Annotated in this window: 23 protein-coding genes and 2 other annotated features; of the genes, 7 read left to right on the plus strand and 16 right to left on the minus strand. The window is 36.8% G+C overall.

The window, feature by feature from the left end:
- The first annotated feature begins 11 nt into the window (after window positions 1-11).
- Complete coding sequence (locus tag SB773_RS18100; protein WP_410591255.1) at window positions 12-1,574, plus strand: SagB family peptide dehydrogenase; 1,563 nt, start codon at window positions 12-14, stop codon at window positions 1,572-1,574.
- Between the two features lie 92 nt (window positions 1,575-1,666).
- Complete coding sequence (locus SB773_RS18105; RefSeq protein ID WP_410591257.1) at window positions 1,667-2,257, plus strand: class I SAM-dependent methyltransferase; 591 nt, start codon at window positions 1,667-1,669, stop codon at window positions 2,255-2,257.
- 31 nt (window positions 2,258-2,288) lie between these two features.
- Here the strand turns inward: SB773_RS18105 and SB773_RS18110 are convergent, their stop codons facing one another.
- A complete protein-coding gene (locus SB773_RS18110) occupies window positions 2,289-2,699 on the minus strand; it encodes a DUF3908 family protein (RefSeq protein ID WP_002030461.1) in 411 nt (136 codons plus the stop codon).
- Window positions 2,700-2,858: 159 nt separating this feature from the next.
- Entirely contained in the window at window positions 2,859-4,193 is a 1,335-nt protein-coding gene (locus SB773_RS18115; protein WP_410591260.1) for an FAD-dependent oxidoreductase, read from the minus strand.
- Window positions 4,194-4,392: 199 nt separating this feature from the next.
- Between SB773_RS18115 and SB773_RS18120 the strand changes: the two genes are divergently transcribed.
- Window positions 4,393-4,815: a hypothetical protein gene (locus SB773_RS18120; protein WP_044437833.1), complete on the plus strand. Its 423-nt coding sequence runs from the start codon at window positions 4,393-4,395 to the stop codon at window positions 4,813-4,815.
- A 43-nt stretch (window positions 4,816-4,858) separates the two neighbouring features.
- Here SB773_RS18120 and SB773_RS18125 read toward each other — a convergent pair whose 3' ends face one another.
- Both SB773_RS18125 and SB773_RS18130 read right to left on the minus strand, forming a co-directional pair.
- Window positions 4,859-6,094 carry a TcaA 3rd/4th domain-containing protein gene (locus SB773_RS18125; protein WP_410591262.1) on the minus strand — a complete coding sequence of 412 codons (1,236 nt, stop codon included), beginning with the start codon at window positions 6,092-6,094 and terminating at the stop codon, window positions 4,859-4,861.
- 19 nt (window positions 6,095-6,113) lie between these two features.
- The gene (locus SB773_RS18130) at window positions 6,114-6,896 is read right to left on the minus strand and encodes a zinc ribbon domain-containing protein (RefSeq protein ID WP_131246134.1); all 783 of its coding nucleotides are present in this window, start codon (window positions 6,894-6,896) and stop codon (window positions 6,114-6,116) included.
- A gap of 195 nt (window positions 6,897-7,091) precedes the next feature.
- Between SB773_RS18130 and SB773_RS18135 the strand changes: the two genes are divergently transcribed.
- Entirely contained in the window at window positions 7,092-7,925 is an 834-nt protein-coding gene (locus SB773_RS18135; protein ID WP_410591327.1) for a hypothetical protein, read from the plus strand.
- Window positions 7,926-7,939: 14 nt separating this feature from the next.
- On the opposite strand, the gene SB773_RS18140 is transcribed toward SB773_RS18135, so the two are convergent.
- The 10 genes from SB773_RS18140 to trpE all read right to left on the minus strand — a co-directional run bounded on the left by SB773_RS18140 (window position 7,940) and on the right by trpE (window position 17,132).
- Entirely contained in the window at window positions 7,940-8,623 is a 684-nt protein-coding gene (locus tag SB773_RS18140) for a DUF2278 family protein (RefSeq protein WP_410591264.1), read from the minus strand.
- A gap of 91 nt (window positions 8,624-8,714) precedes the next feature.
- The gene (locus SB773_RS18145) at window positions 8,715-10,214 is read right to left on the minus strand and encodes an L-lactate permease (protein ID WP_410591266.1); all 1,500 of its coding nucleotides are present in this window, start codon (window positions 10,212-10,214) and stop codon (window positions 8,715-8,717) included.
- 115 nt (window positions 10,215-10,329) lie between these two features.
- Window positions 10,330-10,689, minus strand: a complete 360-nt coding sequence (locus SB773_RS18150; RefSeq protein ID WP_002149751.1) for a DUF4029 domain-containing protein — start codon at window positions 10,687-10,689, stop codon at window positions 10,330-10,332.
- Between the two features lie 74 nt (window positions 10,690-10,763).
- Window positions 10,764-11,540 carry a tryptophan synthase subunit alpha gene (gene trpA / locus SB773_RS18155; RefSeq protein WP_002011422.1) on the minus strand — a complete coding sequence of 259 codons (777 nt, stop codon included), beginning with the start codon at window positions 11,538-11,540 and terminating at the stop codon, window positions 10,764-10,766.
- A gap of 3 nt (window positions 11,541-11,543) precedes the next feature.
- Window positions 11,544-12,737 (minus strand): tryptophan synthase subunit beta, encoded by a 1,194-nt coding sequence (trpB, locus tag SB773_RS18160; RefSeq protein ID WP_060751889.1) that lies wholly within the window; start codon window positions 12,735-12,737, stop codon window positions 11,544-11,546.
- Window positions 12,734-13,348 carry a phosphoribosylanthranilate isomerase gene (locus SB773_RS18165; protein ID WP_410591269.1) on the minus strand — a complete coding sequence of 205 codons (615 nt, stop codon included), beginning with the start codon at window positions 13,346-13,348 and terminating at the stop codon, window positions 12,734-12,736. The genes trpB and SB773_RS18165 overlap by 4 nt, the downstream gene beginning before the upstream one ends.
- Entirely contained in the window at window positions 13,345-14,106 is a 762-nt protein-coding gene (gene trpC / locus SB773_RS18170; protein WP_002011417.1) for an indole-3-glycerol phosphate synthase TrpC, read from the minus strand. Before trpC ends, SB773_RS18165 begins: the two co-directional genes overlap by 4 nt.
- A 1-nt stretch (window position 14,107) precedes the next feature.
- The gene (gene trpD, locus SB773_RS18175) at window positions 14,108-15,133 is read right to left on the minus strand and encodes an anthranilate phosphoribosyltransferase (RefSeq protein ID WP_002086923.1); all 1,026 of its coding nucleotides are present in this window, start codon (window positions 15,131-15,133) and stop codon (window positions 14,108-14,110) included.
- Window positions 15,130-15,717 (minus strand): anthranilate synthase component II, encoded by a 588-nt coding sequence (locus tag SB773_RS18180; protein ID WP_002086924.1) that lies wholly within the window; start codon window positions 15,715-15,717, stop codon window positions 15,130-15,132. Before SB773_RS18180 ends, trpD begins: the two co-directional genes overlap by 4 nt.
- Window positions 15,714-17,132 (minus strand): anthranilate synthase component I, encoded by a 1,419-nt coding sequence (gene trpE / locus SB773_RS18185; protein WP_002086925.1) that lies wholly within the window; start codon window positions 17,130-17,132, stop codon window positions 15,714-15,716. The genes SB773_RS18180 and trpE overlap by 4 nt, the downstream gene beginning before the upstream one ends.
- 51 nt (window positions 17,133-17,183) lie before the next feature.
- Window positions 17,184-17,428 (minus strand) — a binding site (T-box leader).
- A gap of 42 nt (window positions 17,429-17,470) precedes the next feature.
- Window positions 17,471-17,709, minus strand: a binding site (T-box leader).
- A 307-nt stretch (window positions 17,710-18,016) separates the two neighbouring features.
- On the opposite strand from trpE, the gene putP reads away from it, so the two are divergent.
- Entirely contained in the window at window positions 18,017-19,495 is a 1,479-nt protein-coding gene (putP, locus tag SB773_RS18190; protein WP_410591272.1) for a sodium/proline symporter PutP, read from the plus strand.
- 163 nt (window positions 19,496-19,658) lie between these two features.
- Window positions 19,659-20,057, plus strand: a complete 399-nt coding sequence (locus SB773_RS18195) for an Ig-like domain-containing protein (protein ID WP_410591274.1) — start codon at window positions 19,659-19,661, stop codon at window positions 20,055-20,057.
- A gap of 30 nt (window positions 20,058-20,087) precedes the next feature.
- Here SB773_RS18195 and SB773_RS18200 read toward each other — a convergent pair whose 3' ends face one another.
- Window positions 20,088-20,483, minus strand: coding sequence for a PH domain-containing protein (locus SB773_RS18200; protein WP_410591276.1), 396 nt, complete (start codon window positions 20,481-20,483; stop codon window positions 20,088-20,090).
- Between the two features lie 87 nt (window positions 20,484-20,570).
- On the opposite strand from SB773_RS18200, the gene SB773_RS18205 reads away from it, so the two are divergent.
- The gene (locus SB773_RS18205; protein WP_410591278.1) at window positions 20,571-21,242 is read left to right on the plus strand and encodes a DUF4386 domain-containing protein; all 672 of its coding nucleotides are present in this window, start codon (window positions 20,571-20,573) and stop codon (window positions 21,240-21,242) included.
- Here the strand turns inward: SB773_RS18205 and SB773_RS18210 are convergent.
- A complete protein-coding gene (locus SB773_RS18210) occupies window positions 21,232-21,807 on the minus strand; it encodes a Crp/Fnr family transcriptional regulator (RefSeq protein WP_131246125.1) in 576 nt (191 codons plus the stop codon). The two genes, SB773_RS18205 and SB773_RS18210, sit on opposite strands and share 11 nt — an antisense overlap.
- Between the last annotated feature and the right edge of the window lie 24 nt (window positions 21,808-21,831).

Below are 21,831 nucleotides of genomic sequence, written 5' to 3' on the forward strand. Positions count from 1 at the left end.
GGGGAAATTTGATGCAACCTGATACTTTTTTACATCATCTCCATTTTTCTATTAATGAAATTATGTCGTCCGATAAAGAGATTAACTGGGAAGACGCACCACTTCCTTATAAATTATATCGAAATTTACCAGTCATCCCTCTCTCTTTAGAAATCCCATTAACTTTGCGAAATTCTTCTACTAAACCTAACTTAGAGGAAATCGGTCATTATCTTTGGTACTCATTTGGTTTAACACAATTATGTCAGCCTACTACTAACCTAGAAAATAATAAAACAACGACTCTATTCCGAAGATTCATCCCTTCTGGGGGTGCTTTATATCCAAATGAATTATATATGTATTTAAAAATTGATCATTATCCAGACGGCATTTACCATTACGACGCCGCGCACCACCGTCTTATCTTACTTCGTGAAGGAAATTTCGATTCTTATCTTACAGAAGCACTCGGCAATCGTTGTAACATACATTCTTGTTTTGGTGCTGCATTTGTATCCACTATGTTTTGGAAAAACTTCTTTAAATACAATAACTTTTCGTATCGTCTGCAAGGATTAGATAGTGGTGTTCTAATCGGTCAATTACTTGAATGCGCAAAACAATTCGGTTATACAAATGGTGTATATTTTCAATTTCTAGACCGGGCAATGAATCATTTACTTGGACTGTCAGAAGGTGAAGAAAGTGTGTATGCTGTTATTCCTTTAAGTACAGAACCGAATACAGATTGGTTTCATGATGATCATCGTAAAAATAAAACCATTACTTCTCATGACTTGTTGCAACAAATCCCGCCGTTAACACATGAGCATTTCGTTCGTTCAAAACATGTAGATGACTATCCGATGATAAAAAAAATAAACGCGTCATCTATGATTGAATCAACAGAACACTTCCAAACATTTACCTGTGAAGAACGACAACAATATAGTGCACACGCTATGCAGCTACCTAAAGTGGAACGTTTATCATATGATTTTTTACAACTTTGTAAAAAACGATATTCACCTGATTCTGACTTCATTTTAACGAAATGGGATGCAGCCGAGCTCACTAATCTACTACAAGAAGCGAGCCTCTCCTTCCCTTATTACAACGACCTTGATGGCAAATATTTAAATGAAAACGCACGAGTCTCACTATATGGATGTTTTTATAACGTAAAAGACATAGAAAACGGCGCTTACGCTTATAACAGTAGTACACATTCCATACAGCCAATTCGGTACGGAGACCTTCGTTATTCTCTGCAATCCAGTATGACGATGGATAACGTAAACCTTTTTCAAGTACCACTTTGTCTACATGTAATCGGAAATAAAGATTACTATAAAAATAAATTAGGTTATAGAGGATATCGCATTCATCAAATGGAAGCTGGCATGCTCGTTCATAAACTCGTTTTTGCAGCGACTGCGATGGGAATGGGTGGGCATCCGTTACTAAGTTTTGATACAAATTCATGTGATCAATTGTACGGGATTGATGCTGGAAATGAAACTTCACTCATTCAAATTCCGGTTGGGGCGTATCGAGCACGAAATTGGCTAAAAGGGTCCTTGCATAATTAGAAGCACGCCGATTAATGGCGTGCTTTTTTTAAAGGAGTTAAATTATTAAAAGCGAAATAAATACATATTCTTATATAAAAGGAGAGTTTGAATTGAGTATTTTACAAAGATTAATCGAGCAAGCGAAAAATCCTCGCGGGACAATTGGTTCCTCTATGCTTTGCATTATGAATGCTGCGCATACGAGACTAACAAATTGGGCTTTACAAAAAATACATATACGTGAAAATGCAGTTATTTTAGATATTGGTTGTGGGGGTGGTAAAACCATACAGACTCTTTCAAAACGAACTCCACTTGGGAAAATATACGGGATCGACTACTCCAATCAAGCTGTTGAAAACTCAAAGAAAGCAAATATGAAGGATGTCAAAGCAGCGAAAGTAATTATTCATCAAGCAAGCGTCTCCTCTATTCCATATCATCCGGACTTCTTTGATCTCATTACCGCTTTTCAAACCCACTACTTTTGGCCTGATGTTGAGAATGATATGAAAGAAGTATTTCGCGTCTTAAAACCGAATGGATCCTTTTTACTAGTCGCTGAAACTTTCAAAATCCAATATCATATGGATAAATTTAAGACGACCGAAGAATTAGTAAACCTTTTTTATGAGACGGGATTTACAAGCCTGAAATGTTACGAAGAAAGAGGGTGCCTTTGTTTAATAGGAAATAAGTAAAAAAGCAGACCTTTCAAGGTCTGCTTTTTTACTAGATTACTTTAAAAATACTCTTAATTTGTCTTGCAAATAACCAGTTTTTCGTACCGTAGTTATCATTTAGACTATCTAAATTAATAGCTTTCCCGTTAGAAAACTTAAGTTCTAACGTTGTATTTTTGTCATTTGTTTTTAAGTTACTATTTGTAATATCATCATACTTTAATTTTTCTATCTCAATATACTCTTCCTTCTCTTCTCCAATAACGACGTGATCTTGGAAGAAGAAGAATACTTCTACTTTCTTACCGAAACAAAATACGTTTTTCGTATAAATTAATGTCGCGTTATCAAGTCCGACACATACTTCTTTCATCTCTTCAACAACGTTTCCTAAGTCTTCTTCGTTTCTTGCATTTGATTCAGCAATCCATTCTTCGATTGTATTCATGTTAATTGCCATACTGTGCCCCCTGGTTCGTTCATTGCTTTATAAAAAAATAAATACTATATGACAATATAAGCGATACGTACTATGTTTTCAAGGGCGAACGGTATATTCAAAATAAAGTGAAACTTTATTTATTCCCCTTTCACAAAAAAAATAACACTTAAAAAAGTGCTATTCCGCTCTCCTTGCTGCTTGTTGAATTGGATCCCAAACGCTGTTATATGGTGGTGCGTAACTTAAGTCGACATCTTCTAAATCGTGAATACTCATTTTATTGAAAAGTGCCATTGCGATAACATCAATACGTTTATCTACGCCCTCTTCTCCAATTACTTGTCCGCCTAACAATTGTTTCGTATCCGCGTGATATAGTAATTTCAAGTGAAGTGGCGAAGCACTCGGGTAATAGCCCGCCATATTTGTTGAATCTACTTTGACCGTCTTATACGGGATGTTTAGCCCTTTCGCTTCTTTTTCATTTAAGCCTGTTCTTGCGAGCGTCAGATCCATAAATTTAATAATGCCCGTACCTAACGTACCTTTAAATGCCCTTCGTTTATCAACCATATTGAGTCCGGCAAGTCGCCCTTGTTTATTCGCAGTCGTTCCAAGCGGGATATGATCATGCATTTCCTTTATAACATGGTAATGCGTTGCACAATCACCAGCAGCGTATACGTCTTTCACATTCGTTTGCATATAAGCATTTACTTCAACTGCACCTTTATGAGTTTTACGTATATTTGTCCCTTCAAGAAAATCAGTATTTGACTGTACACCGACAGATACTAAAACGAGATCTGTTTTATACGTACCTTTATCTGTTTCAATTTGTTCCACTCTCTCTTTTCCTTTAAACGCTTTTACATTTTCATTTGTTAAAATTTCAATATTATGTTTATCTGCTTCTTTATGTATATATTCCGCCATATCGGCATCATAAATTGTGCCAATATGATTGTTTCGCTCAATCATTCTTACTTTCTTTCCTAGTTCTACAAATGTTTCTGCCATCTCTAGACCAATTGCACCGCCGCCAATAATAGTTACAGCCTCAACTTTATTCGTTTCTAGCGTTTTTAATATGCGCTCAGCATCCGGAATTGTTTTTAAAAGATGAACGCCTTGCAAATCTCGCCCTTCCCATTCTGGCATAACAGGACGCACTCCAGTCGCAATTAATAAACGGTCATACGGAAATTCAAAAACATCTTTCGTCTCCGTATGCTCTGCGTACACCATTTTCTTTTCCGTATCTACTTTCGTTACTTCATGACGTACTTTGGCATCAATTCCATATTTATCACGAAACGTCTTTACATCGCGTGCAATTAACTTTTCAGTAGAAGCAATAACACCACTAATCACATACGGTAATCCGCACTGAGCGTATGAATAGATTTCACCTTTTTCTAACGTTACAACATTTGCCGTTTCATCGTTTCTAACAATTTGCATTGCTGCACTCATACCCGCTGCATCTCCGCCAATAATGACATAGTTCACTTTACCACTCCTTCTTTTTTACATACTCTTTACGATTTCCATATTTTATAGAAATAACACCTACTTCCATTGTAAAGAAATAGAATTCTATCTACAAATTTGGTGCACAAACCTATGCATGAATAGGTATCCGTCGTGTCTTATAAACAACATATTTAATATGCTATAACAGCAACTATTGAAAGTAGGTGAAACATACATGTGCGCCGGCCTTCTCGCTCAAACTCCAGAGGAACCGCAAGAACCAAAAGCCGCCATGCCACTTGATCAAGAATTTTCTATTAACGCAACATTATACAGCGCTCGTGCTTGGTTATCTAATGATGAGACTTTCGCACAAACGATTTGGAAAGGCTCTCGCTTTGCTTCAGCATCACACGCTGGCAAGTCCATCTTACCAATCGGTACTGTTAAAATTTTGAACTTATCTGATGATACAATAACAGTTACTGCATCATCAGAAAAAGATGATACTCTCAAAATAGTCGTACCCCCTCGTTCTGAAGGTGTTTTAACATCTAGTGCATTATCTGATGTGCAAGCAAGTACATCAGGAGGAGCAAGCAAAGTCACATTCCTCTTTCATATCTTTTTCTCAAGGGATCCTGGTCCAGCTAAATAACCATAGAAAAGGTACAGCTATGCACTGTACCTTTTTCACGTGTTTATTCTCTTGATTTGATCAATTCAACATTATAAGTTTCAATATCTGTTAGCTTTCCTGTAAAATACGGATTTTCTCTATACCAAGACTGTTTTGAAAAATACGCTTGCATATCTTTCGTTTGAAACATATGTCCATGTCTTGCGTATATTTCATTTCTTGCTATTTTCAATTGTTCTTTCGATAAATATGTTAAGTCCGTACTCGTTAATTTTCGAATATCACTATCAGGGAAGATGAAACCATTATATACATAATGAGTCGTAGGCGGTGGAGTAACATTGTAAACAACTGTTTTTTCTACACTTTTCTTTTGAAATGGAAGATTATAAGCCGAAAGTGCCGTTACCGTTTCTACCTTTGTCATTTCCCTTCCGTTTTCTCCATTTCGTTCTAAATAAATCGCCGCACTTCCATCAGTCGCTATCGGTCCCCACGTAATTTCTTCTCCAGTCAACGCAGTAACTGGCTTTTGATTCACGTATAATGTCGCACCAGATTCATTCGTTTGAACTGTAATATATTGCCCTTGCAACGTTAAATCTACCGTTACATTATTTTGACTTTGTTTCATAAGTACAACCTTTTCCTCACGTGATAGTTTTACATAGTCATTTTTATATTCAGATTGAAATACTTGAGTTCCAGGAAGAAACGGTCCATATTGCTTCTCAAACTTTTTGTCATTTGTCTTATCAATTTCTTTTCCGTTCAATTTTAAAGATGTACCTTTTTCATTTGTAAGCAGAGTCGTATAATACGTCTTCGCTTTCAATTTATACCGATCAAATAAAAAGAAATGTTTCCTATCTTTCGTTAAAGAAAAATCTGCTCTTTCTATTCCATCCCCTTGTTTTTCACCTTGCCTCAAATATTCTTTCAATTCATTCACGTAAGATGGATTTTCTTTTATATATGAAAATAGAGGCGTTAAACTCTCTCTCGTTACAATAACGGCTGGATCATCTGTCGTGACAATCTCAGCTAATTTCTCCCCGTCCCTCTCTTGTAAAATAGTAATCATTCGGTCTACTTGTGCCGTCTGCTTATAATACGATGATCCATACGAATACAATCCAACAATTACTATAACAAGTAATGTTAAGAGTGTAATGCCAACTTTTGTACCGCCGCTCATTTTCTTCTTTACTACAAGACTTTCCCTCTTCATCCCGCATTTTTGGCAAAATTGCACTCCATCTTCATACTGAGCTCCGCATTTTGTACATACATTCATCCATTCAACCACCTTTTCGTTAGAAGCCTGTTAATCCCCCGATAAAGGTTTGGATTATCGTTTTAATGTAAGACCAAAACACGATAAACGTTGCAATTCCGATTAAAACATTTGCGATAATAAGTGTGTAAACAGGATCTACTCCGCCGTTGTCTAGTTTTAATATAGCTACAATTATACTAATTCCCATATACGTTGTAGCCAGCCCTAATAAGATTGGTAAAAAAAAGATCAATAGGAAACTAAATAGAAAAGAAAGAACTAGTATAGCAATAGCTGGCGTCGCTATCGTCCCCCATATACCGAATGCTTCAAGAAAAGAAAAAGATGATTTCATCATCTTACCACTTACAAAAATAATAAATCCGACAAATAAAGTTAAAATTAATAAAAAGAAAAAGACCATTACAGATTCTCCAAAGAAAGTAGGAGTAGCTATATCTGGCACTAATGTCCTCGTAACAGTCGCCGCTGCGCTCATCATTCTATAAAAAATACATGCTCCTAAAAAGCAAATAAGCACAAGACTTACAATTCCATTTCGCACTTCAATATTTCCACTTTCCATAATGGCCGATGGTGATTTAAAAGCATTTTTAAAGAACTGAAAATAGCCACTTGCAAATTGTTTCACTTGCTCTACCGTTTCATTCGGACGAGTATCCTTTACTCGTGCCGGGCGCGATAGCTGCCCTTCTTCCTGGCCACCACTCGCTACCACTTCTTCCGTTAACGAATGTCCACAATTTCCGCAAAACCTTGCTTCCGCTGCATTTTCAGTATTACATGCCGGACATTTCATTCTCTCATCCCTCCTTAAGCATATACCTTATAGGGTGTTACAAATTCAATATATGACTTTGTACATAAAACATGACTACAAGAAAAAGAATATGAAATCCTTCTTTTAAACGAAACTATGTGTGCTAGTAATATAGAAAAATAATGTTATTATGAAACAGAGCAAATAACATTTTTAACAGATTGGATGAAGACAGTGGATTTTGTAAACTCGATTTTTCAAACACTCCTTACAAGCGTGATCCAATTATTTTCTTTAATTGGTGTCATCATTGTAATTGGATTTATATTAGGTTATTTAGAATCTCTCACACGAACGTATTGGTCGAGAGCTTTTGGTAGGAAAGGTTTTCTTTTAACCGCGTGGATTGGTGTTCCCGTTCATGAGCTTGGACATGCAATTATGTGTCTATTATTTCGTCATAAAATTGTAGCAACGCAGTTCTTCCCGACAGATACAAGTCAAGGAGCTCTAGGTTACGTACAACATCAATACAATCAAAAAAGTATATACCAACGAATCGGGAATTTCTTTATCGGCATCGGCCCTATTATTTCTGGTATTACTGCCTTAATACTTTTAATGCGCTATTTCGTACCAGAGTCATATTCTTTATTTAATACGACTCTCGAAACAACGATTGCATCGACTTCTATTAACTTAGACATGATCCAAAACATGTTTTTATCAACATTCTTTTTATTAAAAAGCTTGTTTACAATGAGCAATTTATTGACCCCTTCTTTTTGGTTATTTTTATTTATCGCTATTTGTATTTCCGCACATATCGCTTTAAGTAAACCAGACATTAAAGGATCAATAGACGGTGTGATCGTCATGTTTATCGTGTTATTTTTATTCAATATAATAGCAGGACTATTTCAGTACGACAGTAACCAGCTAATTGGCAAAGTGATGAAATATAATATGTACCTCATTGCGTTTTCTAGTGTGGCGCTTCTTTTCTCTTGTATTTCTACACTTGTGAGTTTTGCGTTTTATAAAATAAGAAGAGGGCGTTCGTTGTGAACGCCCTCTTCTCATCAATCATTTCTCTTATAATCACAATGCTCAACCGGAACACGAGCATGCCCTTCTTCATCGGTACACCATGACTGTGACTGAAAGACAAGAAAAATACCGATCCATTCTTCTTCCTTTTCAAAGTGAATGAGTATTCCTCCGTCTTGCCATATACCATTATCACCTTTCCATTTCTCTACATTCCCTTGATTCATATGAATATCGTGTATACCGTTTCCTGGTTCAAAATGAAAGTAAGAATCGGATGTATTTTCTTCTGGTCCCCATCTTTCACCAAACGCGTAAATAATTGCTTTCTCATCTATTGCTCGTTTTATATAACGTTCTATTTTCTCATTTAAATCATTATCAGATCCCGATTTTTCAGCAGGTAAAGGAATCATTTGCTTTGAATCAAATAAATTACCTCTTACATAATCTAAAGCTACTTTCGGCTCATTGTTTTTCACTTCTGTAAACCCAAACGGTAATGTTGGTAAAATGTGAATAGCTTCTGAATCAATATGTTCGCTTGCAAAATATAAAACTTCTGACGGATAACTTTGCGATTTCACATTAATTGCAATGCGATAATCTACTTCTGCTTCGCCTTGTAAATGAACTTGATAATGAGGTGTTTTCCCTTTTCCAATCTTAGATTGTACAACTGTACCTTTTAATACACCGTAGTTTTTTAAGGGCATCTCTTTCATCTCCTATTCATTTAGTAGAAGCTTTTCATACTTTAGGCATTATCCATATAAAAAGAAAATCCTCCTTTCCCAGGAGGATTTCTTATTTTCTCAACATATACCAAACAATAACCTCCACCACTACAAGCAACACCGCACCAAAAATCATTAACGTCGTTTTCTTTAATAGTTCATTTTCACGATAAGGGATATTACATAAATACGCGCCTAGTGTAATTCGTGATGGACAAGCGATTGTCGCTACTGATGATGCTGTGTTTTGGAGTGTTGTGACATATTGCCACGGGAGTGCTACGTTTTGCGCTGTTTGCATTTGAAGTTTAATAAACATCGCATTTGATCCTGCGTTACTACCTGTTAAAAAACCGCCGATTCCCCCAATAAACGGAGCAACGAAAACGAAAAATGTCCCAAATGTTTCACCAGCTGTTTTTGCGAGTAATGAATGCATACCAGATGCGCCCATTAGTTCTGAAATGGCGATGAACATCGTCGTTGTAATTGCGAATGGAATCCATTGTCTTATCGTTTGCGAGAGTGATTGTTTCATAATATTAGATGGAATGCGGAAGAAAATAATTGTAAATAAACAAGTCATGGCGAGCCAAAACCCTGGCGAATATAGTAACTCTAGTTTGTAAGAGTATGATTTTAAATCGAGAACTGCATATGACCTAAGAAAATCATGTAATGCTGGAACGAGGCGAGAAAGTAAAATACAAACTGTTAAGAATATATAAGGGCTAATAATCTTTATAATAGATACTTCTCTCTCTACAGCCGCAGCATGTTCTGTTATAAAGTTTTGCTCACTTTTCCCTTTTAATTTAATGATTAGAAAGCCAAATGTAATGGTAACGATAGAACTTAATATCCCTGCTAGTTCAACACTTACGTATGCGTTAGAAAGATAGATTCCGAGAGAAAATAATAGAAAGAATCCTATCCCTTCCTTCCACTTTTCTATAACTGCCTGCCAGCCACCGACAACGTATAAAGAAAGGATGATAAAGTATGCGAAAATCGGGATGCTTAATAATGCTGTATTTGTACCAAGAGTTGTGAGCGGCATGTTAATAAGCTGAGAACCGATAATCGTACCCGTTGCCATCGCGCCCCATGAACTTGCAAGTAAACCGATAAACGATAGTAGCACAGCTTGAAACGGTTTATAACCTAACGAAAGAAAGATTGGCGCTGCGACCATAAAACCAATTCCGAATCCACTCACTGATTCAATAAGTGGACAAATACCAAAACACATAAGAAGCATTTGCAATAATCGATCGCGCGTGACTTGTTCTAGAAATCGTGCTACTTGATCGATGTATCCCATTTTGTTCATGAGGTGAAATAAAAAAATACCGAAAAATAAAACGTATCCGACAATAAAACAAATTAACCACCCTTTAATTGTTGCGTGTACAGTTTCACTTATCCCTAATTGAAACGTTGGCGAGAGTAAAACGATTCCGACAGAAACGGCATAAGAGATTAATGAGGCTCTTAATGACGTTTGTTTAAACAAAAACAAACAAATGAAAATCATCATAATCGGGATAAGTGCCAACAATATGGCCATGCTATCATCTCTTTTCATTAAAAATACAATTTTTAACTATTATATAACAGATGTCATATTTTTCAATTGTTTTTACAACAGATTCAAAAAAGGAGCCTTTTGGCTCCTTTTTGAATCACTCCCATTTTCTTTTATCCTGAAAAACCGTCTGCTGTCCAATCATTTTTTCTAGTACAACAAACACAATATAAGCACATATTACTTGCAATACAATATTCCCAAGTTTTATTAATTCAAATGAATGGATCCATTGGAATAATTCACTTAATAATACAATCGAAACGATACTAAATAGTTCTATACTAACCGAAAATATACATACTTCGAAAATAGATTGCTCTTGAATCCTGTTTAAGTTGGAAAAGATGAATAAATACCCTAGAAATAGAGCCATCAACTCTATTTTCGTCATGCTAATGAGCCAAGCGTATAATGGTACAGTTAAAAGAAGATATAATAGTTTACGTCTTAGCATGCCTTCTCACCCTTTAATTTATAAGTATTTTCTGTATATTTTAACATTTATTACACAAAAGAAACAGAAGAGACTTAAGCCTCTTCTGTTTCTTTTACTGCATGTATTAACTCACAAATTTCTTCTCGCTTTTCATTTTCTAACAGCTCAATGACTTTACTTCCAACGACAACGCCGTCACATATTGTAATCATTTCTTCAATTTGCTCTCGTGTTGAAATACCGAATCCTGCGACTACTGGTAAGTGGACGTGTGCTTTTACTTTTTCTAAGTAACTACGAATCTCATCTTTAAAGTTTTGGCGTACTCCCGTTACGCCCGCTACTGTAACGGCGTAGACGAATCCTTGTGATTCACTCGTAATTTTTTCAATTCGTTCAATAGGGCTCGTTACGGTAACGAGTGGAATTAAAGCGATATTCGCCACGCGAAGGAGCGGTGCAATAATGTCTTGTTCTTCATACGGTAAGTCTGGAACGATAATACCGTCCACCCCTGCTTCAAGACAGCTCTCAATGAAACGTTCCTTTCCGAATGCGAGTACTGGATTTAAATATGTCATAAGTACAAATGGAATTTGAACTTCTTGCCTCACCTCTATTAATGCTTGAAAAATACCTTTCAATGTTACACCGCTATCTAATGCTCTTTTTCCTGCCCTTTGAATAGTTGGACCGTCTGCGACTGGATCTGAAAATGGGATACCAATTTCAACGATGCTTGCTCCTGCTTCATCAAGAAAACGAATTCTTTCTTTTAACTTTTCAAGTCCACCATCTCCGCCCATTACATACGGAATAAATGCTTTCTTGCCATTTTCAAACGCTGCTATAATTTTTTCTACTCCCATTTTTTACACCTCTTCCATATAACGTTTTATACTCTCTACATCTTTATCACCGCGGCCGGATAAACAAATGACAAGTCCTTCGTCTTTCTTCATTTGCGGCGCTAGTTTTAAAGCGTATGCAACAGCATGTGAACTTTCTAATGCCGGGATAATCCCTTCTTTTTTCGTTAATAATTGAAATGCTTCTAACGCTTCTTCATCTGTAATGGAATGATAAGAAACGCGGCCAATATCTTTTAGCAAGCTATGTTCTGGCCCAACACCTGGGTAATCCAGCCCTGCCGAAATAGAGTGCGCTTCTTGAATTTGCCCTTCTTCATTTTGCAGAAGGTACATCATCGATCCGTGTAAAACACCGACACTTCCTTTCGTTAAAGTGGCTGCGTGCTTTTCTGTGTGAACACCTTTTCCAGCTGCTTCAACACCGTAAAGAGCAACTTCTTCATCGTGTACGAACGGATAAAACATTCCCATTGCATTACTACCACCGCCAATACAAGCAACGACTGCTTCTGGTAATTTTCCTTCTAACGCTTCGTATTGCTTTTTCGTTTCTTTCCCAATTACACTTTGGAAATCACGAACAATTTGCGGGAATGGATGTGGCCCGAGAACTGATCCCATAATGTAGTGCGTATCGTGTACATGTGAAACCCAGTAACGAAGCGCCTCGTTTACCGCATCTTTCAACGTGCCGCTACCTGCCGCAACGCTTTCTACTTTTGCTCCGAGTAATTCCATTCGAAACACGTTTAATTTTTGTCGTCTCACATCTTCTTCTCCCATGAAGATGACGCATTCTAAACCGAAAAGTGCACATACAGTAGCTGTTGCAACTCCGTGTTGTCCTGCTCCTGTTTCAGCGACAACTTTCTTCTTACCCATTCTTACCGCAAGAAGTGCCTGACCGATTGTATTGTTAATTTTATGAGCTCCCGTATGGTTCAAATCTTCACGTTTCAAATAGATTTTTGCTCCGCCGCAATACTTCGTCATATTTTCAGCGAAATAAAGCGGTGTTTCTCTTCCGACGTACGTTTTTAAATAATGATTTAATTCCTTTTGAAACGCTTCATCTTGCATCGCTTCTTTATATGCTTCTTCTAGTTCTAATACAGATTGCATTAACGTTTCTGGAACGTATCGTCCTCCGTATATACCGTAATGACCTTTTTCATCTGGATATGCATAATTCATTTGGAACACTCCTTCGCTTTTATAATAAATTGTTTTATTTTCTCTATATCTTTCTTTCCTTCTGTCTCTACTCCGCTGCTCACATCGATCATATATGGCTGAACGGTTCGAATTGCTTCTTCTATATTAAGGATGTTTAATCCGCCAGCTAATATCGTTTTCTCTCGCAACTCGTTTGGCATATGTGCGAGTAACTCCCATGAGAATGTCTTTCCGTTTCCTCCGTGGAACTTTTCTTTCGGGCTATCAAATAACAGATAATCCGTATCGTATTTTTTCGCACATTCAATATCTTTCTCTAAAGCTACTCCTACCGCTTTTATAGACGGAATATTCAATCTTCTGATTTGATGATTGTCTTCATCCCCATGCAATTGCACATGGGTTAACCCGCACTCCTCTGCAATTTTCTGGATCACTTCTACTGATTCATTTACGAAAACACCTACCTTGAAAACGCGGACTGGAATTTCCCCAATAATTTCTTTCGCTAGCCCTGGGGTGATTTTTCGCTTACTTTCTGCAAAAACAAATCCAATTGCATCTGCTCCGTATTCGCAAGCATGTTTTGCTGTTTCAACATCAGTGATGCCGCAAATTTTCACTTTCATATGTTCACCTTACAGTCTTCGAAAAAGTTACTTATAGAAGATGATGTCATAAGTGCTTCTCCAACTAATACACCTTTTGCACCAGCTCGTTTGACGCGAATAATATCTTCTTTTGAATGAATGCCGCTTTCACTAATCCAAAGTAGGTTTTCCTCATTCAGTCGTTTTCCGAGCTTTTCAGTTTGGCTTAAATCTACTTCAAATGTTTTTAAATTACGGTTGTTAATACCGATAACGTGCGGATTTAATCGGATTGCAATTTCTAATTCCTGTTCATCATGAACTTCAACAATCGCTTCTAATCCTTTTTCTAGCACGTAGTTATAAAGCTCGTTTAATTTCTCTTTTGACAATGCTGCAACAATTAATAAAATAAGATCTGCTCCTGCTTCATACGCTCTATCAATTTGGATTTTATCGATTATAAAATCTTTACATAAAAGCGGAATGTTACTTTCTGCTCTTGCCGTTTGTAAGTCGTGAAACGACCCTTTAAAAAATTGACCGTCTGTTAAAACCGAAACTGCTCCAGCACCGCATTCTTCATATGTTTTCACTTGTTTTGGCACATCAACGTGTAAATTAATATCGCCTTTTGATGGAGACGCTCGCTTTACCTCTGCTATTACAGTAAACTGCTCTAACGCTTTTACAAGTGAGTGTGTTTTCCTTTTTTCTTTCACTGGTGAATATGTTTCATATAACTCCGCAACTTCTACTTTCTTTTGCTCTACAATTTTGTCTAAAATCGTCCCCATTTTAATTCACCCTTTCTAAATTTTCATGGCTTGCTGCAATTAATAAGTTTAGTTTGGCTAATGCTTTTCCAGAGTCAATGCTATGTGCCGCTAGTGTAATTCCTTCTTCAATCGTTTCTGCTCTTCCATTTGCGAAAAGGGCTAGACCTGCATTTAATAAAACAGTATCGCGATAGACACTCTTTTCTCCGCTTAATACTCCGAGCGTAATCTTTGCATTTTCTTTTGAATTCCCACCTCTAATTTCTTCATTTTTCACTCTTGAAAAACCATACTTTTCTGGATCAATACTCATTTCTACTATTTCATTATCTTTTAAAACGACGACATGATTTTCTCCCTGTAATGATGCTTCATCTAAAAAGCCACTTCCGTTTACGACGAGCGCTTGTTTTCTGCCAAGTTTCTGCAATACTTCCGCTACTGGCAATAACATATCTCGCTTATAAATACCGACAAATTGTGTTTCTAAATTAACCGGATTCGTCAACGGTCCAATTAAGTTAAAGATCGTCGGAACGTTTAATTCTTTTCTTATTTTCATAATGCGTCTTAATGCTGGATGCATCGCTGGTGCGAATAAGAAGGCAATACCTACATTCTCTAATAAATAGTCAATCTCACCCGGCGTACAGCTTATGTTTACACCGAGTTCTTCTAATAAATCAGCACTTCCTGTTTTACTAGAAACAGCGCGGTTTCCATGTTTCGCAACCTTTACACCAGCTCCGGCAAGTACAAATGCCGATGTTGTACTAATATTGAATGTTTGCGCACCGTCACCACCCGTTCCGCAATTGTCCATCGCGCCTTTTATATGATTTGAAAACGGTAATGCCTTTTCGCGAAGAGCACGAACGAGACCGTATATTTCTTCTGCTGTTTCGCCTTTCGCTTTCAGCAATACTAAGAAAGCTGCAACTTCACTTTCCAATATGTTGTCACTTAATAAAAGAAGTCCCGCTTCATACATTTCTTCTTCTGTTAAATGTTGTCCCTCTACTAATTTTCGAAGATAACTGTTCATACTCTCTCCTCCTCTTTCACTTCTGCTAAAAAGGCACGTATTAACTTTCCGCCTTCTTCTGTTGCAATTGATTCTGGGTGAAACTGTAATCCGAAGAGCGGATAATAGTTGTGACGAACTGCCATGATTTCTCCGTCATCCATCGCTGTCGCAAGTATGTCAAAACACTGCGGCAAACTATTTTGCACTGCGACGAGTGAATGGTAACGCATTGCTGTTAGCGGCTGCGTTACGTACGAAAAGATTGACGTTCCGTTATGTTTCACACGCGATGTTTTTCCGTGTTTAATGCGCTCTGCTCTAACAATTTCTCCTCCAAATGCGGATATGATTGCTTGATGGCCAAGGCAAATTCCTAAGATGGGAACGTTCTTATAAAAGTGACGAATAACATCGATACAAATTCCAGCATCTTCTGGTTTCCCAGGTCCTGGTGAGAGCACAATTCCTTTCGGCTTCATCTCCTCTAATTGTTCAATTGTTATTTGATCATTTCTTACGACAACAATTTCTTTCTCGTACTCGCCTAATAGTTGATACAAGTTATATGTGAACGAATCATAATTATCGATAAGTACAATCATTTCATAACCTCCAAAAGCGCTCTCGCTTTATTTAATGTTTCTTCATATTCAGCAACCGGGTCTGAATCGTAGACGATACCCGCTCCTGCCTGAACGTACGCTTTCTCGTCTTTTACAACCATCGTTCGAATTGCTAGCGCCATATCAAGGTTTCCTGAGAATGAAATATATCCAACCGCTCCGGCATATACATTTCTTTTTTCATGCTCTAACGTATTAATAATTTCCATCGCCCTTATTTTCGGAGCACCTGATACTGTACCAGCTGGTAAACAATACGCTAATGCATCAAATCCACTCGTTTGTTTTCGCAATGTTCCGTAAACTTCAGATACAATGTGCATAACGTGAGAGTATTTTTCTACTTTCATATATTTATCTATCGTCACAGAGCCAATTTCACTTACTCTGCCAATATCATTTCGTCCTAGGTCCACAAGCATCATATGCTCTGCTCGCTCTTTCTCATTTCCTAACAGTTCTTTTTCGATTTCCTCATCTTCCTGCTTCGTTTTCCCTCTCGGCCTCGTACCAGCAATTGGGTTTGTCATCACTTTATCCTCTCTTACTGATAACAAACTTTCCGGCGAAGAGCCAAGTACAACATAATCTTGAAAATCGATATAGAACATATATGGTGATGGATTTGCAATTCGAAGTTTCCGGTATAATGCAAATGGATCTCCAATACATTCACTTTGCAAACGCTGGGATAATACAACTTGGAAAATATCTCCGGCCCGAATGTATTCTTTCGCTGTTTCTACCATTTCACAAAATTCTTTTTCAGTTATTGAAGAAGTGAATGATAATATTGATTGTATTTCATTTACTTCCGCTTCTTCTCCCTTTAGCACTTCCTCTTTGTATACTTGCAATCTTTCGTATACTTCTTCATAAGAAGCTGAATCGTCTTCCCTGCATACATATACAAATGACAACTTTTGGCGTAAATGATCGTAAACGGTAAACTCACGATATAGTAAAAGGTGTACTTCTGGAATATTTAATGGATCGTGTAAATCTGCTCCAATGTTTTCATACTGCCGAATGACGTCATAGCCAATATATCCAACTGCTCCCCCGCAAAACGGAAATGGACTGTCTACTTGCGCTGGTGCGATTACCTCTTCTAGCATTTGCAGTACGTTACCCTGCAGCTTTTCTTTTTTCCCATACATCATTCGCTCTACTTCTATACCAACGCTTTTCACTTCTCCATAAGGATTACACCCTAAGTAAGAATAGCGCCCTTTATCTTGATGAAGCTGCGAACTTTCTAATAAAAACTTTTTCTTTCCCTTCATACGTCTATATAAAGAAATTGGCGTAATGCTATCTCCTTCTTCTTCAGCAATTACTAAAAATGTGTTTCTTTGTTCTTTTTGCTTCATAAATTCCTCTTTTGTCATCATGCCTTTCACCTCACTCTGAAAAATAAAAAAGTCCCCTACATATCGAAATATGTAGAGGACGATAAATTTACCGTGGTACCACCTCAGGTTGGATGCAAAAGCATCCCGCTTTATTCAGGTACAAAATATATACCTTATCCTTGTAACGGCGGAACCCGGGTTGCCTACTGAAAATAATTGTTCAGCATACCTCTCGTAAGCCCATTCCGTATATGGCACCGCACCGGGCTCCCACCTGTCCCCGGCTCTCTGAAACGTCTCCAATATACGTACTCTTCTTACTTAAACGATTTAACATATTTAATTTTTTGTACACAAAAAGGGAGTACTCATCCTATAGAAAGGACGGGTACTCCCGTGGTGCCACCTTAATTCGTTACGAATGTAACGCACTTTGCCGTATCAAAAAATAATACGTGTCTCTTGTATCGATGAGATCATGTCGCCAAAGCCTACTTCTTTCGTTTCGGTTTGGAAGCTCCGAAGCCCATTCCACATCAATCCCATACTGATTCGCACCAACCATCAGCTCTCTGACATGTTCATCATATGTACTCTTCTTCATCAACGCTTGCATTTTTTTAAGTTGCACTCATTATAGACCTAACTTTTTTTACAAGTCAATACTTTTTTTAAAAAATTATTTCTCTCTTCTTTCAATATTATATTGACAAAACAACGTGTTTTTATGTAAATATAATAAATACTCTATTAAAATTAAGGTTTTTTCGTCTGAAATTTATATATTAAAAAAGTAAAACGATGTCAAAAAACGCTTACATTTCTGAAAATTCATATTTGTATATGGATTTTTCAGAATAATCATGATAGATTATAAATATGCATAATGCATCAAAAGACATGACAAAAGGAAGGGGAACTACATGAGTACGCAGATGTTAACTTTAACTTCTATCTCTATTTACATGCTCGGGATGTTAGTAATCGGCTATTTCGCCTACAAACGAACGTCCAACTTAACAGATTATATGCTTGGCGGGCGTACACTAGGCCCCGCAGTAACAGCATTAAGTGCTGGAGCATCCGATATGAGTGGTTGGCTTTTAATGGGATTACCCGGTGCAATGTTTAGCGTTGGATTAAGTAGTAGTTGGATTGCATTCGGCCTAACACTAGGCGCATACGCAAACTGGCTTTATGTTGCTCCTCGCTTACGTACCTACTCTGAAATTGCAAACAACTCTATTACTATCCCAGAATTTTTGGAACACCGTTTCCACGACAAATCTCATATGCTACGCTTAGTATCCGGACTTGTTATTATGATTTTCTTTACTTTCTATGTAGCTTCAGGACTAGTTTCAGGTGCTGTATTATTTGAAAATTCATTTGGTATGAACTATCATGTTGGATTATTCATTGTCGCAGCAGTTGTCGTGGCTTACACATTATTTGGTGGTTTCTTAGCGGTAAGTTGGACAGACTTCGTGCAAGGAATCATTATGGTAATCGCTCTTATTCTTGTTCCTATTGTAACAATTATGAATTCGAACGGACTTGGACCTGCGTTTGACACAATTCGATTTGTAGATCCAACACGTTTAGATATTTTTAAAGGTGCCTCTACTTTAGGAATGATTTCTTTATTCGCATGGGGCCTTGGTTATGTTGGACAACCTCATATTATCGTACGCTTTATGGCAATTTCGTCTGTAAAAGAAATTAAAAGCGCACGAAGAATTGGTATGAGCTGGATGATTTTCTCTGTTGTCGGAGCTATGTTTACTGGTCTTATCGGTATTGCTTACTATTCACAACAAGGGTTGACATTATCTAATCCAGAGACAATTTTCCTTGAACTTGGAAAAATTTTATTCCATCCACTTATTACTGGATTTTTATTAGCAGCGATTTTAGCAGCTATTATGAGTACAATTTCTTCTCAGCTTCTCGTTACTTCTAGTGCTATAACAGAAGATTTATATCGTACATTCTTTAAACGTTCTGCTTCTGATAAAGAGCTTGTATTTGTCGGTCGTATGGCTGTACTTGTTATCGCCTTAGTCGGGTGCGCATTAGCGTTTAAACAAAATGATACGATTTTAGCTCTTGTGGGATATGCTTGGGCTGGATTTGGTTCTTCATTTGGACCTGCTATTTTATTAAGCTTATATTGGAAACGTATGACGAAATGGGGCGCACTTGCTGGTATGGTTTCAGGTGCCGCTACAGTAATTATTTGGACACAGTTTAAGTTCTTAAAAGATTTCTTATATGAAATGATTCCTGGTTTCGCTATTAGTTTAATAGTGATCATAATTGTTAGTTTACTAACTAAACCTTCAAAAGAAGTTGAAGAGCATTTTGAGCATTTTGAAAAACAACATATTCATAATCTATAAAAAGAAAGCTCTGCTGTTACGATAACAGCAGAGCTTTCTTTTTATTACAGTTCGACAATCTTCTTCTCAAATTTAACAAATTCTTTATGTTTCGTTAAATTTACTATAACATTCTTCCTTTATATTATTAGTATCGACACCTATACAGAAAGGGGACTCCACAATGTTAGCATCTTTACAGCAACAACATATAAGAAAATTTTCACCTATCACAAACACTTCTGCTTCTCGTTTAAACATACAACCAAATCCACCTAAAATTTCAATTGCTCCTTCTGTTATTTCAGTTATCGGTGTTCATATGCAAAAAAATAAGTTAAAGATAAAAACTGGACAAAGTACTGAGTTATCAGCTTCCGTTTTGCCAATGCAAGCAACGAATAAAGAACTTATTTGGACAAATATGAATTCTGATGTCATCACAATATACCCAAAAGGTGATACGGTAACGATTACTGGAAAAAGTGCAGGAAGAGCAGTCGTAATTGTCACAACTGCTGAAGGAAAATTTCGTGACTTATGTGTCGTTCACGTGCAACCTTATATGACAAATCCAAAGTGACATAAAGAGAGTAGATATGAATCCACTCTCTTACTTTATTTCAATCCCAGGATTTTTTCTTTTTAACAACAAAATAAATTCTTCTTTATTTCTTGGAGAAATAAGTTCTGTTTCATATGATCCGTAAACAATTTCTAATCGATCGAATGATAGTGCATGAGCTGCGATTGGATTTTTTGTATTGGAAATTCGTTTTATGTCTCGTATAAATATACGTTTTTTAACGGGACCTGATGTAATTATAATTATTTCTTCCTTAACGATATATTTTGTTAAAAACCAACTCCAACTAAACAGTATAGCCAACGGAATTGTAAAAAATAAGAGAAAATATTCTCTCCCTGCAAATATGGGAGCAAAACACGCTCCAATGACAACGAAAAAAATCGGATATAACCATACATCTTTTTTTGATGGAAATTCCACTAAACTTCCTCTCCCTTGATTTAAGTCAATGAATCTCCTCCTCTTCCCTATTACAATGAAAACAACATTAGAATAGGAGGACGTATTATGACTGAGCGAAATTTTGCCTTATTTGCAGGCACTTCTCTTCTTATCATGGCATTCACTGCATTTTTTTCTTACGGTTTTGTTCACGGAAATCTCGTTGTACCAAGTAATGCGAGCACGACACTCCATAATATTCAAACTTCAAGTTCACTTTTCAAAGCAGAAATTTTCGGATGGATTATCATTTTTATTACGGATATTATCGCCTCGTGGGCTCTTTATTTCTTTCTAAAACCTATCCATACTAGCCTCTCATTGCTAGCTACCTGTCTTCGTCTTATGTATACAGCTATACTTGGTATTGCTATATTCAATTTAACATTTGTATTACTTCTTTCAAAAAGCACAGTTGCTAATTCAGAAGCATATACAATGTTATTTCTAGAAGCTTTTGAATACATTTGGTCTGTAGGATTAATCATTTTCGGCTTACATCTTCTCACCTTAGGATACGTAACCTTTCAATCTAAAAACATACCGAAGACTATTAATATATTACTGCTCATTGCTGCAATCGGCTATATCATCATTAACGTAATGAATACGATGTTTTCACAATATGATGCGATTATTTCCATTCTTAACGTTGTCTTTCAACTACCGATGATCACAGGTGAACTAGGATTTAGTATATGGCTATTGCTTAGAGGTGGAAAAAACTCTACTGTTTGAGTCGTTTCTTAATTCTGCTTAATGATTCTGGCGTAATACCTAGATAACTTGCCAATTGATATTGAGGAACACGATCGATTAAATGCGGTCGTTTTTGTAATAATGATTTGTAGCGCTCTTCTGGTGTCGATGTAATAAATAATGTAAGTTCTTCTTGTACTTCACCAAAATTGTATTCAATCATTTGGCGCGTCATTTCTTCTAACTGTGAATATTTCTTATACATGTCCTTTTCACTATACAGATCGCCAACTACAACTAGACAATCTTCTAGGCACGTTAACGTATGTGGGGATAATTTATCTTGTTTATGATGATTGAAATTCGCGATTGCTTGTTCTTCTGTATAAAAATTTGCTGTAACTTCTTTTCCAGATTCATCTATACAATGTTGCCTCACGCATCCTTTTAATACAAAATAACATTTAGACGGAACATCTCCTTGTCTTAAGAGCACTGTTCCTTTTTTATACTCTTCAATTTGTAATTCTTCCACGATCATGCGCTGCTGCTCTTCACTTAATGTTGTAAGATTTGTCATGTATTTCATTAAAATCTCTTTCATTTGGTCTCTCCTTCCCCTTCTATA

Origin of the sequence: Bacillus sp. SIMBA_074, from assembly GCF_046534555.1 — a bacterium.
GTDB lineage: Bacteria > Bacillota > Bacilli > Bacillales > Bacillaceae_G > Bacillus_A > Bacillus_A mycoides.

What these genes read in the sequence shown, in the direction of transcription:
- SB773_RS18195 (WP_410591274.1), top strand. Translation starts at nt 19,659, where the DNA reads ATGTTAGCATCTTTACAGCAACAACATATAAGAAAATTTTCACCTATC.
- SB773_RS18100 (WP_410591255.1), top strand. Translation starts at nt 12, where the DNA reads ATGCAACCTGATACTTTTTTACATCATCTCCATTTTTCTATTAATGAA.
- SB773_RS18130 (WP_131246134.1), bottom strand. Translation starts at nt 6,896, where the DNA reads ATGAAATGTCCGGCATGTAATACTGAAAATGCAGCGGAAGCAAGGTTT.
- SB773_RS18110 (WP_002030461.1), bottom strand. Translation starts at nt 2,699, where the DNA reads ATGGCAATTAACATGAATACAATCGAAGAATGGATTGCTGAATCAAAT.
- trpC (WP_002011417.1), bottom strand. Translation starts at nt 14,106, where the DNA reads ATGGGGACGATTTTAGACAAAATTGTAGAGCAAAAGAAAGTAGAAGTT.
- SB773_RS18145 (WP_410591266.1), bottom strand. Translation starts at nt 10,214, where the DNA reads ATGGCCATATTGTTGGCACTTATCCCGATTATGATGATTTTCATTTGT.
- SB773_RS18140 (WP_410591264.1), bottom strand. Translation starts at nt 8,623, where the DNA reads ATGCCCTTAAAAAACTACGGTGTATTAAAAGGTACAGTTGTACAATCT.
- SB773_RS18120 (WP_044437833.1), top strand. Translation starts at nt 4,393, where the DNA reads ATGTGCGCCGGCCTTCTCGCTCAAACTCCAGAGGAACCGCAAGAACCA.
- SB773_RS18180 (WP_002086924.1), bottom strand. Translation starts at nt 15,717, where the DNA reads ATGATTGTACTTATCGATAATTATGATTCGTTCACATATAACTTGTAT.
- trpE (WP_002086925.1), bottom strand. Translation starts at nt 17,132, where the DNA reads ATGATGACAAAAGAGGAATTTATGAAGCAAAAAGAACAAAGAAACACA.
- trpB (WP_060751889.1), bottom strand. Translation starts at nt 12,737, where the DNA reads ATGAATTATGCATATCCAGATGAAAAAGGTCATTACGGTATATACGGA.
- trpA (WP_002011422.1), bottom strand. Translation starts at nt 11,540, where the DNA reads ATGGGAGTAGAAAAAATTATAGCAGCGTTTGAAAATGGCAAGAAAGCA.
- SB773_RS18150 (WP_002149751.1), bottom strand. Translation starts at nt 10,689, where the DNA reads ATGCTAAGACGTAAACTATTATATCTTCTTTTAACTGTACCATTATAC.
- SB773_RS18205 (WP_410591278.1), top strand. Translation starts at nt 20,571, where the DNA reads ATGACTGAGCGAAATTTTGCCTTATTTGCAGGCACTTCTCTTCTTATC.
- SB773_RS18125 (WP_410591262.1), bottom strand. Translation starts at nt 6,094, where the DNA reads ATGAATGTATGTACAAAATGCGGAGCTCAGTATGAAGATGGAGTGCAA.
- putP (WP_410591272.1), top strand. Translation starts at nt 18,017, where the DNA reads ATGAGTACGCAGATGTTAACTTTAACTTCTATCTCTATTTACATGCTC.
- SB773_RS18165 (WP_410591269.1), bottom strand. Translation starts at nt 13,348, where the DNA reads ATGAAAGTGAAAATTTGCGGCATCACTGATGTTGAAACAGCAAAACAT.
- trpD (WP_002086923.1), bottom strand. Translation starts at nt 15,133, where the DNA reads ATGAACAGTTATCTTCGAAAATTAGTAGAGGGACAACATTTAACAGAA.
- SB773_RS18210 (WP_131246125.1), bottom strand. Translation starts at nt 21,807, where the DNA reads ATGAAAGAGATTTTAATGAAATACATGACAAATCTTACAACATTAAGT.